Genomic DNA, 14,205 nt, shown 5'->3' on the forward strand with positions numbered 1-14,205 from the left:
ATTTGATTTTATCCAGGCGAGATACAACCTGATATTCAGAACCAAGGTAATCGACTACTATTTAGGAAAGCCTATTACTTTTAACTAAAATAAATGGATGTTTAAGATAAATAATCGATATGATTTTTTATAATTTTAAAATAGCTTGGCGGTTTTTACTTCGAACTAAGGTCTTTACAATTGTAAATATTATAGGCTTAGCTTTAGGTTTTGCTGGTTTCGTGTTAGCTTCTTTATATATTAATCATGAGCAAAGTTATGATTCATGGAACCCCCATTATAAAGACATTTATTTAGTTGGTTTAACAAATCAAGGAAAGACAACAGACTTAACATCCGTTTCATTAGGACCAGCAATAAAAGCACAATTACCGGAAGTTGTAAAAATGGCGAGAGTCAATAGTTTCCCTTATGAAATTCCATTTAGTTCAGATGAGGATGTGTTTTTTATTAAACACTGGATAGGAGCTGATGTTTCTTTTGCTGAAATGTTTGGTATTAAAACTCCTGGGTTTGATTTAGATAGTATAAGTGGACAAGCTGTTTTCTTTAGGCCGGATGTTGCTCAAAAGTTGTTTCCAAACACCAGTAATATTCAAGATGAATGGGTTGTTATGGGAAGCAAGGACAGTGGTTTTCCATTACAACTTAGCGGAGCTACTGCTCCTGCACCTGGCTTATCTAATATTGAATTTGAATGCATTGCCTTTGTAAAAGAACTTGGTGCTGACTTACCCAATAATGAAAGTGTGCAAACTTTTATACAGGTAAAAGCTGGTACAAATATAGATGAGTTAACAGCTCATATTAATGATATTTTCACAAATTCAATTTCCAAGAAAACAGAGAATATCAATTCATCGATAGCGAAGAGCAGCATTTATCTTGATCCTCTAAAAAACTTACATTTAAGACCTACGCACGGTTCTTCTACAGGTTATAAGATTGTAATTGCATTAGGAGCCTTATCAGTAATTATTTTATTATTAGCCGGAATTAACTTTGCCAATTTAATGCTTGTTCTTGCTCAGAAACGAGCAAAGGAGATTGGAATGAAAAAGATATTTGGTGTAACTCGTTCTAAGCTTATTATTCAATTTTTCAGTGAAGTATTTGTCCAATGTTTTATTGCAGCCGGTATTGCAGTATTTATAGTTAGTATAACGATTAATATCTTGGTCAAGAACTTTCAATATGATCTCTCTGCCTTTGGGTTTAATGAATCAGTTCTTTTTCAGTTGTTTATAGCAGTTATATTAACTTCGGTAGTTTCAGGTCTGTATCCAGCCTTTATTTTATCTCAAAGTGAGTCTATCAAGATTATAAAAGGAAGATATCAGAATTCTCATCGGACTCAATATTTTCGTAATTTATTACTAGTATTTCAATTTGTGATAGCATTCGGCTTCATAAGTGTAATGATTGTGATTCATAAACAAATGGATTTTATTGAGACTGCTGATCGTGGTTTTAATGTTGATCAGGTAGTTTATATTAAAAATCAGGCAATTTTAAACAAGGCTACTGACTTTATTACATTTAGAAATAGGATGAAAGCTATTCCTGGCGTTGAAAGTGTTACAGTAGCTACAACAGTACCTGGAGGTCATTTACCTAAAGCATACGATTTTCAATACCTTGATAGAATGTTTAAATTCGATCATATAGGCGTTGATTTCGAGTACTTTGAAACAATGGGTATGAAAGTGCTGGCAGGTAGGGCTTTCTCACAAGAATTTCCTACTGATACAATAAATGCTGCAGTTCTTAATGAAGCTGCAGTAAAGGAATTAGGGTTAAAAGATCCTATTGGAACCATAATACGTGGATGTAATACAGAGTTCAAGGTTATTGGTGTTATTAAGGATAGTAAAACACTGGGCTTTGAAGAATTAATAAATCCAACGATATACAGTATTAATAATAACTGTCAAATCCCTAAAGTTGAGATCCTGGCTAAAATCTCTTCAGGTAATATGCAAGCTACTTTGGCCGCGCTGGCCACCCAATGGAAATCTATCAATAAGTTGGACGGTGATTATTTCATATATGAATTCGTAAATCAGAAATACGCAACCTTATATGCCAAACAAGAACAGTTACAACGTGCTTTTACTGGCTTTACGATCCTTATAATTCTAGTAGCCTTAATGGGTTTATTTAATATGGCTGCATACAGCATTAGTATAAGGCAGAAGGAGGTAGGAATACGAAAAGTTTTAGGAGCATCTTCTCAAGAAATTCTATTCTTACTAAATAAGCCATTTCTGAGAATTATCTGTTTATCGATATTGATTTCAACTCCAATAGCTTGGTGGTTAGCTAACAGATGGCTTCAGGACTTTGCTTATAGAGTTGATATTCAATGGTGGTTTTTTGCATTAGGAGCTGTCTTGTCTTTGCTGATTGCATTTATAACGGTAAGCATACAGGCTGTAAAAGCTACCTATCTTAACCCTGTAGATGTGTTGTATGAAGAATAAATCACTTTTAACTTACAGTTAATTATACTTAATAATCAATATTTTAACATGATTAAACTAAACAATATATTTAAGTGGTACAATGTGGGTGGTAGCCGTGCATTTGTATTGAAAGACGTTAATATTTCTATTAAAGAAGGTGAATTTGTTTCAATAATGGGACCGTCAGGATCGGGTAAATCTACCTTGTTACATATCATCGGGTTATTGGATGAACCCAATGAAGGAGCTTACAGTTTTCAAAATGAGAATGTATTGAAGTTAAAAGAAAAGAAACGTTCAGAAATTTATAAGCAACACATGGGTTTTGTATTCCAGGCTTATCATTTAATTGATGAATTGACAGTTGCTGAGAATATTGAAACACCATTGATTTACAAAAACATGAAGTCAAGCGAACGGAAAGCAGTCGTTGCTGATATGCTCGATCGATTTGGCATTGTTGGTAAAAAAGACCTGTTTCCAAATCAGCTATCTGGCGGACAACAACAAATTGTTGGTATAGCGCGTGCCTTGGCCGGAAAACCTAAAGTTTTATTGGCTGATGAGCCTACTGGTAATTTAAATTCAAAGCAAGGCGATGAAATTATGCAGCTTTTTAAGAAGTTAAACGAAGAGGAAGGAGTAACGATTATTCAGGTAACACATTCTGAGAAGAATGCTGCTTATGGGGATAGGATTATAGAATTATTAGACGGACAAATTCAACAAAACTAATTATAAATCAACGAAGGCAGTATTTTAAAACTGTAAAGTAAAAGTACTGCCTTTTCCTTCTTCTGAATTAGCAAGAATATTCCCTTTATGTAAAAGCATGATCTGTTTGCTTAGAGTTAGCCCAACACCGCTTCCTGTTTTACGAGTTGTAAAGAAAGGAGTAAAGATATTATCCATAATATGCTGTGGCATACCCTTGCCATTATCGCTTACTTTAATTTGAGCCCTTCCATTTATGAGCAACGCTTGTAAACGTATATAAGGATTGTCAACATTTTTTACAGCCTCAATAGCATTCAGTAAAAGATTGATTAACACTTGTTCTATTAAATTTATATCAACAGATAATTCAATAGAAGGGTCTTTTAAAATAATATCTAATTCTATCTCTTTTTTGATTAAAGTAGGTTCTAAAAGAAGATAGAGATTCTCGAATAGATCAGCAGCTTTGATAGAAGTTAAATCTAATTGAGTTATTTTATTTAAGGTGCGGTAGGTACCTGCAAACTTTAATAAGCCTTCGCTGCGGCGCTTAATAGTTTCAGTTCCTAAACGAATATCATCCAATTCTTCTACATAGGGTAATCCTTCTAGTCGGTTTTTTATGGTATCAGCTAAGGAAGAAATCGGCGCAATTGAGTTCATTATTTCATGTGTTAATACGCTTAATAACTTTTGCCACGCTTTTGATTCTGTTTCATCTAAGGCAGCGTTTATATTCTGTAAAGCAATTAATCGATACTTCCCTTCGGCAGTCTGAAAGTTACTGATATGAAGCTGTAACTTCATAGAGCCTTGTTCTGTGTCAAATGTAAATAAACCATTATCTCCAGGTACTGATTCAATAATTTGATGATAAAGCCCTTTGTTTTTCTTTTCAAGTGCGTGGATAGTTGAGAAATATGGAATTGCAAATAACGCCTTAAAGGATTCATTGATCCACATAATTTTCCCGCTTTCTTCTTCATATGAGATAATCGCTGTATCTACCAGTTCCAGAATCTTTTGAAGATATTGATATTGAACTTCACGCTCACTACTTATCTTTTTGAAAACATCATTGATGTTGTTAAAAGCAACTCGTAAAGGGTGAATCTCTATACTTGCCCGATCTAAGGCAAATTGTCTTGTAAAGTCACGGTATTTAGCAGCTTCTGCAAATTCTTGTAATTCCTGATAAGTTCTTATTTGTGAACGAATAGTAAACCACAATAGCAAAATACATAAGGGAAGTAGTAACAAAGCATAAAAATAATTACCCTTAAAAAGAAGATAGGCTAAAAGGATAAGTCCTAGAAACAGCATGAATGCTCTGAAGAAGATAAGCCGACGAAATTTTTTCATCAGATATTATATTTGCTAAGGCGTCTATAAAGAGCAGTACGTGTAATACCTAATTCCTTGGCAGCCTTAGAAATATTACCGTTATGCTTCTCAATTACTTTAATAATGGTGTTTCTTTCTAATTCAATTAAATTGTGCGCATTCTTTTCTGAAGATAATTGAGCCTGCGCGTTTTCAATAGGAGAGAAGATGATATCTTCACTAGAAAGTACGGAATTTTCAGACATGATTACAGCACGTTCAATGCTATATTGAAGCTCGCGAACATTTCCGGGATAATGATATTCCAGCAATTTTTTTCTTGCCTTTTTATCAATATCTGAAATGACTTTCATGTACTTGTCAGCATATCTTTTTATAAAATGCTCCGCAAGTAATAAAATATCGTCTCCACGGTCACGTAAAGGAGGTACTTGAATTTCCACTGTGTTAATCCTGTAAATTAAGTCTTTCCGGAAACGGCTTTCGTTAGCTAATTCGCGAAGGGGGATATTGGTTGCACATACCAATCGGATATCTACATCAACTGGTTGATTGTTTCCTAACCTTGTAACTTGCCGATTCTGCAATACTGTTAATAGTTTTGCTTGTTGCTGTAATGATATATTTCCAATCTCATCCAAAAATAATGTGCCTTTGTTGGCTGATTCAAATCTTCCTTCACGATCCTCTCTCGCATCCGTAAAAGCTCCCTTTTTATGTCCAAAGAGTTCGCTTTCAAATAAACTATCTGTAAGCGCACCAACATCAACTTTTACAAAAGCCTGTTTAGCTCTGTTCGACTGTTTATGGATCGCTGTAGCAATTAAATCCTTTCCTGTCCCATTTTCTCCAAGTATTAAAATATTGGCATCGGTAGGTGCTATTTTACCCAATTTATAAAATACAGCCTTCATAATATCAGATTCGCCAATAACATCGGCTAGTGCCATCTGAGTGTTCTTTGGCTTAAGATCCTTGTTTTCTTTACGTGAGAGTAATCCTTTAACTGTTTCAATTAAAGAATCATTGAGCCACGGTTTTACAATAAAATCTTCAGCTCCTTGTTTTAAACTTTGCACAGCCAGATCAATAGCTCCATAAGCTGTTATCATCACTACCAGTATATCTTTCTTTAGTTCTTTAATTCTGCTAAGCCAGTATAAACCTTCGTTTCCACTATTAATGGTGCTTTTGAAATTCATATCCAGCAAAACCAGATCAATACTTTCAGAAGATAAGATTGCAGGTATCTTCTCTGGATTTTTTTCAATGATTACTTCCACAACTTCTTTCTTTAGCAGAAGACGAAGTGCAGTAAGTACATCCGGATCATCATCGATTATAAGAATACGTGCTTGGATCATTGGTTAAGATTAACCACAAATATACCATTCTTGTTAATCACTTATAAACCAATCGCCTGAATATTTAAATACAAAACAATTGTTCGATATCGGACACCAGACTGTCCGTTTTTGCACTATATAATTAACAAAATTTAACTTAAAGTGCTGTAGATTAGTCTGATATTTAGCCTATGAAACAAAACTTACTTATATTATTAATACTTTTTTCTTTCAGTTTAGTAAAAGCTCAAAATAATCAGCTTTCCGGTGTGATAACAGACCAGCGTGGAAGATTAATTCCCTTTGCAAGCATTTTTAAGGTAAATACCAATATAGGTACTTCTGCAAATAGTGAAGGAGTTTTTAAACTCTCCTTACCTTTAGGCGAGCATCAAATTATTGCAACAGCAATTGGTTTTAAGCCTAAGACAGTCAGTATAGTATTTTCAAAGAGCGACTCTATTATTATTCAACTTGAAGAGGAGACTTATACATTACAAGAAGTGATTATCGGTAATAATAGGGAAGACCCAGCATATGCTATTATCCGAGAAGCTATTAAGAAGCGACCATATTATCTCGAACAATCCAGTCCCTATACCGCTAATGTTTATATTAAAGGCTTACAGCGAATGTTAAAAGCTCCCAAGAAATTTCTTGGTGTTAATATAGATGAGCTTAGTCAAGATATGGGGCTTGATTCAAATAGAACAGGAATTATTTATTTGTCAGAATCAGAATCCAAGATATCTGTCAGCCCTCCAAAAGACTTTAAAGAAGAAATGATCAGTTCTAAGGTCTCTGGTAACAATCAAGCCTTCAGTTTTAATAGAACTTCAGACTTACAGTTAAATTTTTACGAGAACTATCAACAAATTATTGAGGGATTAAGCACTAGACCTTTTGTTTCACCAATTGCAGATAATGCTCTTGCTTATTATCAATATAAATATTTAGGATCCTCTGAAGAGAATGGTTTGATCATCAATAAAATCAGGGTGATACCTAAGCGGAAGGCAGAACCTCTTTATAGGGGCGATATCTATATTGTTGAAGATGCTTGGAGGATTCACAGTGTAAACCTTGTATTAGACAAAGAAACTAATATCAATTTTATCGATTCATTAAATGTCAAGCAACTCTTTATACCGATTGATCAAGATGTTTGGCTACCGTCAAATGTTCAATTAGACTTTATGGTTGGACTGCTTGGTTTTCAAGTAAGTGGGTATTTTACAGCAGTCTATCAGAACTATGAATTAGTAAACGATTTTGATAAAAAAGCATTTAAAGAAGTGCTCCGTATTGGAAAAGATGTAAATGAGAAAGAAGCTGATTATTGGGCAGCTGTTAGGCCTGTTCCTTTAACAGAAGAAGAAAGTAAAGACTATGTTTTTAAAGATAGCATTCAAAGACGCAATAATTCAAAGGCTTATCTTGACTCGCTGGATCGAAAAAATAATCGATTTAAGCCAATTAGCTTCCTCGTAAATGGTTATAATTACAGAAATCGATACAAAAAGGAAACCTTCCGCCTGGGATCTCCACTCAGATCTCTCTTATTTAATAGTGTTGAAGGACTAGCTACAAATTACAATCTTGTATATTCTAAACAAATTGATAGTACGCTCAATAAATACTTAACCTTAAGCGGTTATATTCGATATGGTTTTAAAAACGAGCACCTCAATGCCAATCTAATAGCTGTAATACCTGTTAAGAACCATACTTTCTATCTATCGGGAGGATCGGATGTAGTAGATCTCAATGATCGGGGATCATTGCCTGTACTTTTTAATACAGTATCTACCTTGTTTATGGGCGAAAACTATCAGAAACTTTATGAGAAAACCTTTGCTTCTGCACAATGGAGATACACGCTTCCTGGGAATGTAAATGTTGATGCAGGTTTTGAATGGGCGAACAGACATTCATTATCAAATTCCACAAACTATACCTTCGCTGATAAAAATAATTTAACTTCTAATAATCCCTTTAATCCCAATATGGATGTGCCCCTTTTTGAGGATAATAGCGCAACAAAGTTTAATGTAGGAGTCAGTTATAACTTCTCTAATCGCTATGAGAGCTATCCTTCAGGGAAAAGATACTTACCATCTAAGTACCCGCTTCTTAGCTTGCGTTATACACAAGGATTGCATAATGCTTTGGGCTCTGATGTAAATTATAATCTGCTTGCTGCCAGTATTTATAAAAGCGGTGCGAGTTTAGGGATGTATGGTAGCATTTCATATGCTGTATATGCCGGAAAGTTTTTAAATAATAAGAAGTTATTTTACCCTGATTTCAGGCATTTCAATGGAAACCAACTCCCATTTGTTGACCAAAAATTAAACACATTCCTAAACCTGGATTATTATCATTACAGCACAAAAACTAAGTATATTGAAGCGCATACAGAGTACAATATGTCAGGGATATTGACTAGCAAAGTTCCCCTTTTAAGAAAGTTGAAGTTAGAGGAAATTGTCGGCTTACATTATCTATATACACCTGAATTAAAACAATACGGAGAATTGCATTTGGGTTTTCAATGGAAAATATTGAGAGTGATCTATGCACACTCAATAAGTGATCAGTCAATATTGAATAAAACCAATACAATCAGAGTGGGAATAAAGCTTTTTTAGATAGTGTTTACCGATAAAATCCATTGATTTACCGACTATATAAGTACACCTAACTAATAGTGTTTTAATATTTTACATAAGTCAAGTATATTTGATATGTTATATAAATGTTACATTTATTATTAATAAATAAACCTATGAAACTTTTTACTAAACTCACAATCTTAGCTGGAATTTGTGTACTCCTTGCTAGTTCCTGTATGATTGGATCAATAGCCGATCGAATCGCTGAAGCCAGTAATGGTGGAGATGTCGGTAGTGGCGACGCTATCTTGATAACAAAGAACACATATCCGGTATCTTCTATTCAAGATTTAAAGGTGTCAACTTCAGGAGGCTCAATTGATGTGGCAGGTGATGCAAGCCAGGAAGCTGTAATTGAGATGTATGTTAAGCCTAATAATAATCGTAACTTATCACAAGGTGAAATACAAGAGATCCTTGATCGCGATTATGAAATAAGGATAGAACAAAGAGGTGGCACATTGGAAGCTTATGCCAAACGAAGAAATAATCTGAATTGGAGGAATGGATTGAGTGTTTCATTTAAGGTCCGGACAGGAAATAAAGTAACAACGGATCTGTCAACAAGCGGCGGAAGTATTAGATTAGCTAATCTAGCAGGAAGGCAAAATTTTAAAACCAGCGGAGGTAGCTTAGACATTGAAAATATGGATGGAAATATTACTGGAAGAACAAGTGGGGGAAGTATCCAGGCCTATAACAGTATGGGTACTATCAATTTGAGCACTTCAGGTGGTTCCATTAAAATGCAAGGATTAAACGGAGATATCGATGTGTCAACCAGCGGAGGAAGTATCGAAGGACATTCAGTAAACGGATCTTTAACAGCTAGAACCTCAGGAGGAAGCATTGATCTGGAAAGTCTTACATGCTCAGTAAATGCTTCAACCTCTGGCGGAAGCTTAACCGCTGTATTGAATGAATTGCCAGGAGATGTTCGCTTATCAACATCAGCTGGAAATGTAAACTTAACATTGCCATCAAATACAGGTGCAAACCTGGATTTAAAAGGTTTTAATGTAAATGTTGATGGATTGGCGAATTTTCAAGGCAGTAACAACAAAGGAAAGTTAAACGGCAGTATTAATGGAGGAGGAGCTAACGTGCAAGCATCAACCAGTGCTGGTAATGTTAATCTAACAATCAGATAATAACGAAAGAGAAAATTAAAGAGGAGGTAGATTACAGGTTATAATAATTGATTTTTAAAACTTTATTAAAAAATAGCATGTTATATGAATGGTTCATTGTTAATTAAAAAAATCAAATGCTATGAAAAAGTTATTAAAAATTATGATCTGTGTGGCGGCAGTTGGTTTCTATGGAAATAGCTATGCCCAACAAAGAGATACTTCAACATTAAAAGAAGACACGAAAGAATTAAAAGAGGATATTAAAGATGTTGCAGATACGGTTGCTAATAAAACAGCCGAAATAGCATCGAAAGGTTATGCAGAAGTTACTGATCAGGTGTATAAAGATAAAGTTGGCCCAGCTGGGCAAACTATTTACATCGATGAGCACTCCAAATATTATTATATTGATAAAGAAGGAAAGAAGGTTTTCGTTACCAGTGCTCAGTTAAAGGATAAACCTAATGATCGGTAAATTAATGACTCATTCGCTTAACCAGTAAGATAATAATAAAAGAGCCGCAATAATATTGCGGCTCTTTTATTATTAAGGGTTCGCTATGAAAGGCGATTGGTTAATAAAAGCTTTATCATGTACTTGCTCAATAAGAAAATGTGCTAAATCAGTAGCGCTTATTTTATCACCTATACAATCTTCTAAGCTAACATTAACTTCGTTTCTCTCATCCGTTAACTCAATTAGCGGAAGTCTAACTAAAGTCCAATTAATATTGCTTCTCAATAATATATCATATTCCAATTGTTTATCAGCAGTGGACTTTGGATAGTTAGTTTTCATCCAATTGGTTCCAAACATTGTCGCTGGTCCTTTCTTATCAAAAGAAGTATCCACATTTAATCCTGTAATTACAATATACCGCTTCACATTACATTCATTCATTGCACGGATAATGTTTGTGCTCGCTTTACTAAATATAGAAGTTTCACTTGCAGGTAATCCCAGGCCAAGAGTACTAATAACCGCACTGCAGCCATTAATTAAAGAATACACATCTTCGTAATTCTTTACATCACCGTTAACAACTTCAATTAATGGGTCTTTGATCTGAAAGTTAGTCGGATTTCTGACAAGGATTTTGAAAGGAATTCCTTGATGTAATAATTGTTTAACAAGATATCGTCCGGATTTTCCTGTTCCGCCTATAATGGCAATCTTTATTGTATTTTTCATTTTTTCTTTATAAAATAATAAGTCACTAATGTATTGTGTCGTATCCATCTGATAGATAGAACGATGCTTACAAAAGCTGTTATAGCTTCTGTAAAAGAGTGAATCAATATTTATAAAGAGATTTTAATGACGCCAATGTATGAAATTAATCCGAATGAGTTAAATTAAGTTAAAAATAAAGCAACATTGTATTTGATTATTAATTTCGTTGAGTTTTTAAACCATATTCAACCCTTTATAAATCATCTTACACAAATTATGAAATATCTTTATTGCATTGTTTTTATCACATACTTGTTTCCTTTATCAGTAATAGCCCAATCCGTAAATGTTAGTGGCAGCGTAATAAATCAGAATAATAAAGTAGGGATACCATTTGTTTCTATCGGAATTAAAACCTCATCCTATGGAACGGTAGCCGATAGTTCGGGTAATTTTCAACTGCTTTATGACTCAAAGGTAATTTCTCAAACAGATTCAGTAATCTTCACTGCCGTAGGTTATAATCGTTTAGCAGTAGAACTTAAAAGCCTCGCTACTGCAAATAATCAGGTAATTCTCTCTCCAGATCCTAATTTACTATCGGCAGTAACGATTAGTATCAAATCCCCTTCCATTAAAACTTATGGAAAGAGCAGCGCTATGCTTATCTTAGCACCCAGTCTTTATAAAGCCATTCCAAAAGAAAGTGATGAGAAGGGCAGGGAACAGGCAATGATTTTAAAGGTCGATAAAGATATCTTTCTTAGAGAGTTGGTATTAAATGCAGGATGGTTTAAGAATGTTGAGAATATTAAGTTCCGGATGAATATATACGATGTTAAAGAAGGAATGCCTGATGCTCGTATAATAGAAAAAGATGTGGTGTTTGATATTCATCCAGATACCATTCGGAAGATCGGTATGGTAGAACCACGAACCATTGATCTGAGAAAATATAACATTCGTTTACAAGGATATAAAGAGATTGCAGTGGGTATAGAGATGTTAGATATAGATTATGTTCATAAAGATTCGGTGAAAACCGTGTTTTTTATTCCTTCAGCACCAAATCCTTTAAAGTCTAGCTTTTATCGTTTAAAGAGCCAATCTGCCTGGGAGAAGTTAAATACGTCAAACCTTATGTTAAAGCTCGAAGCATCTGTTATTAAAAAGGGAGATGTGCAAGTCGAAGAAAAGGACAGTCTTGATATAAATGCAGTTCTTTACTAAAGCTTATTGGCAAGAATGTGGTTATTAGGCGCCTGTTAAAAGCCCCGAAATATTTAATAATAGAGTAATCGAGATTCTGAATAAAGATAAAAATTAGCGAGTTTTTTAAGGACTTGTTATATACATGCGTAATACTTGCTTTACGTTCTCGGGTAGTGCACGGGTTATCACTCCGTTGAGTCTGCGTTTTTTAGGCTGTTTTAACGCATATATAATAGAGGAAATATTGTAAAAGTTTTCAGAGAAGTAAAAGAAAGTTCACTGAGGTTTTTATTGGTCTTTACGCAAGAAGCCGCTCTGTTCTTACAGAGCGGCTTCTTGCGTATGTCATTACTCAATTTTGATTTCTTTGGTAGCTTTAACTTGTTGTTCGCTTTTCGGAATATTGAGTTTTAAGATGCCATCTGTGAAATTTGCTGAAATGTCATTATCCTTTGCATTTTCTGGTAATCTAAAAGATCGCGTGAAAGAACTATGGCTATACTCCCGCCGACTATATTGTTTATTCTCATCCTCTTCCGTTGATTCATTTTTAGCTTCACCGCTGATCGTTAACATATCATCTTCAACGTTTATTTTGAAGTCGTCTTTTTTGAAACCGGGTGCAACGATATCAACACAATAGCATTTATCGTCTTCTGATATGTTTACTGCAGGCATGCTGTTTTGTGAACGGCGAACTACATCTGGTGCGAAAATATTTCCTACATCAAAAAAATCTTTCCAAGGATCGTATAATGCGCGCTGATCCCTTCTTTGAATATTACTCATAATTGTACCTCCTTATGTTTTAATAAAAAATGATTCTGGGTTACAATCGAACCTTTATCGTTTTAACAATGAGTATAAGAAATCGTTTATTATTTTTTAAAATTCTAGGATATTGAGATTGTAGATTTGCATAGTTCATTGATCGATTTTCATTGATCGTTTGATCCTCCACCACTTTACCTTTCTCGTCATAAACTACTAAATAAATCTCGTCGTCTTTGTTAAATGGTAAAGTAACATTTTCTTCTTTTTCTATAAGTGCCGTGAAGTAGGGGATGGCTTTTTGAAAATCTGAATCTGTTTTGAGTTCACTGCTGTAGAAGAGAGCAATCTGTACGTTCTCTTTGTATTTGTTTTTATAGTTAAATGTCGAATCCCAATAGGAGGGATATTCCATGTTGTTTAATATATGAAAGTCGACGGAGTTTAAGCCATGGTCGTTAAAGTTGCTCTTCTCGACTAGGTTATATTTTCCAGGTAAGGTCTTTCTATAGATACTTAATTGGGTTTGGCTGATGGTCAAGGGATCTATACCGTATTTTTCTTTAAAGACGGTAGCCATCCATTTCTTCCCATCGGATGTTGGCTCTTCAAGGATGTGACTAATGCCTGCTATAACAAAGACCTTTGCATCAGGGTCAATCGCAATGGTTTTATTAAATAGATTTTCAGCTTCACCTATTTCCCGATCTTTCGTTTTGTCTATGTTTTCATAAGCCACGAATTTGTATCCGAGCTTTTTAGCCTGGCGAAGTAAATTGCCGTAATTTTGCTCTCGAGTGTAATAGCCTGTTTCTAACGTTGGGTACGCACCTTCAAGGTTTAGTAAACTATCTTGTGTTTCGGCTAAGGTTTCTAATGCTAAATATGTGTAGCCGATAGCTCTTAACTTTACTAACAGGTCTGTGGCTAGAATACGGTGACTGGGATAAAAATGATTTTCATTCAGCATGACGACTTGATGGTCCTTCGCACTTTCTACTATTTTATTAATTGCCAGAGAATCTGAAACGACGTTTTTATGTATGGTATTTAAGATGGTATCGTTTGTTGCTACTCTTGATTCATATTCGTTAAGCAGTTCGTCGTATTCTTTATTATTTCTTAAATAAGATGTAACTGTTAATCGTAATTGAAGCTTAAGCCAAGCTTCATCTGTATTGTTGGTTGGATAGCTTTCAAGAGCCTTTGATATACTATAAAATTGATTTGATTTATTATAACTGTTAAACAGATCTAAGATTGAATTCCATTTTTGGTTCTGATCGCTTGCTTCAGGATCCTTGTTTATTTTAGGCGAGCAACCTATTAGTAGAGATAAAAGTATTATTAAATATAGTTTCATGGTTA

Annotated in this window: 11 protein-coding genes; 6 read left to right on the top strand and 5 right to left on the bottom strand. The window is 34.5% G+C overall.

Translation table 11 applies throughout. The features are described from left to right. Positions 1-119: 119 nt before the first annotated feature. Both C8N28_RS00005 and C8N28_RS00010 read left to right on the top strand, forming a co-directional pair. Complete coding sequence (locus C8N28_RS00005) at positions 120-2,483, top strand: ABC transporter permease (RefSeq protein WP_132220279.1); 2,364 nt, start codon at positions 120-122, stop codon at positions 2,481-2,483. A 48-nt stretch (positions 2,484-2,531) separates the two neighbouring features. After that, a complete protein-coding gene (locus tag C8N28_RS00010) occupies positions 2,532-3,200 on the top strand; it encodes an ABC transporter ATP-binding protein (RefSeq protein WP_132220281.1) in 669 nt (222 codons plus the stop codon). 24 nt (positions 3,201-3,224) lie between these two features. On the opposite strand, the gene C8N28_RS00015 is transcribed toward C8N28_RS00010, so the two are convergent. Both C8N28_RS00015 and C8N28_RS00020 read right to left on the bottom strand, forming a co-directional pair. Next, positions 3,225-4,544, bottom strand: coding sequence for a sensor histidine kinase (locus C8N28_RS00015; RefSeq protein ID WP_132220283.1), 1,320 nt, complete (start codon positions 4,542-4,544; stop codon positions 3,225-3,227). Continuing rightward, entirely contained in the window at positions 4,544-5,890 is a 1,347-nt protein-coding gene (locus C8N28_RS00020; RefSeq protein ID WP_132220285.1) for a sigma-54-dependent transcriptional regulator, read from the bottom strand. Before C8N28_RS00020 ends, C8N28_RS00015 begins: the two co-directional genes overlap by 1 nt. Before the next feature lie 173 nt (positions 5,891-6,063). Here C8N28_RS00020 and C8N28_RS00025 point away from each other — a divergent pair, with 173 nt between their 5' ends. The 3 genes from C8N28_RS00025 to C8N28_RS00035 all read left to right on the top strand — a co-directional run bounded on the left by C8N28_RS00025 (position 6,064) and on the right by C8N28_RS00035 (position 10,155). Then, positions 6,064-8,523, top strand: a complete 2,460-nt coding sequence (locus C8N28_RS00025; RefSeq protein ID WP_132220287.1) for a DUF5686 and carboxypeptidase regulatory-like domain-containing protein — start codon at positions 6,064-6,066, stop codon at positions 8,521-8,523. A gap of 137 nt (positions 8,524-8,660) precedes the next feature. Continuing rightward, the gene (locus C8N28_RS00030) at positions 8,661-9,698 is read left to right on the top strand and encodes a DUF4097 family beta strand repeat-containing protein (RefSeq protein ID WP_132220289.1); all 1,038 of its coding nucleotides are present in this window, start codon (positions 8,661-8,663) and stop codon (positions 9,696-9,698) included. A 121-nt stretch (positions 9,699-9,819) separates the two neighbouring features. After that, on the top strand, positions 9,820-10,155 hold the full coding sequence (locus C8N28_RS00035) for a hypothetical protein (RefSeq protein WP_132220291.1): 336 nt from the start codon (positions 9,820-9,822) through the stop codon (positions 10,153-10,155). 72 nt (positions 10,156-10,227) lie between these two features. Here the strand turns inward: C8N28_RS00035 and C8N28_RS00040 are convergent, their stop codons facing one another. Next, positions 10,228-10,872: an NAD(P)-dependent oxidoreductase gene (locus tag C8N28_RS00040; protein WP_132220293.1), complete on the bottom strand. Its 645-nt coding sequence runs from the start codon at positions 10,870-10,872 to the stop codon at positions 10,228-10,230. Between the two features lie 258 nt (positions 10,873-11,130). Here C8N28_RS00040 and C8N28_RS00045 point away from each other — a divergent pair, with 258 nt between their 5' ends. Continuing rightward, the gene (locus tag C8N28_RS00045; RefSeq protein ID WP_132220295.1) at positions 11,131-12,084 is read left to right on the top strand and encodes a carboxypeptidase-like regulatory domain-containing protein; all 954 of its coding nucleotides are present in this window, start codon (positions 11,131-11,133) and stop codon (positions 12,082-12,084) included. Between the two features lie 330 nt (positions 12,085-12,414). Here the strand turns inward: C8N28_RS00045 and C8N28_RS00050 are convergent, their stop codons facing one another. Together C8N28_RS00050 and C8N28_RS00055 are read right to left on the bottom strand one after the other, a co-directional pair. After that, positions 12,415-12,855 (bottom strand): Hsp20/alpha crystallin family protein, encoded by a 441-nt coding sequence (locus C8N28_RS00050; RefSeq protein WP_132220297.1) that lies wholly within the window; start codon positions 12,853-12,855, stop codon positions 12,415-12,417. A 40-nt stretch (positions 12,856-12,895) separates the two neighbouring features. Next, positions 12,896-14,200: a hypothetical protein gene (locus C8N28_RS00055; RefSeq protein WP_132220299.1), complete on the bottom strand. Its 1,305-nt coding sequence runs from the start codon at positions 14,198-14,200 to the stop codon at positions 12,896-12,898. Between the last annotated feature and the right edge of the window lie 5 nt (positions 14,201-14,205).

The organism is Albibacterium bauzanense (genome assembly GCF_004339765.1).
Lineage (GTDB): Bacteria > Bacteroidota > Bacteroidia > Sphingobacteriales > Sphingobacteriaceae > Albibacterium > Albibacterium bauzanense.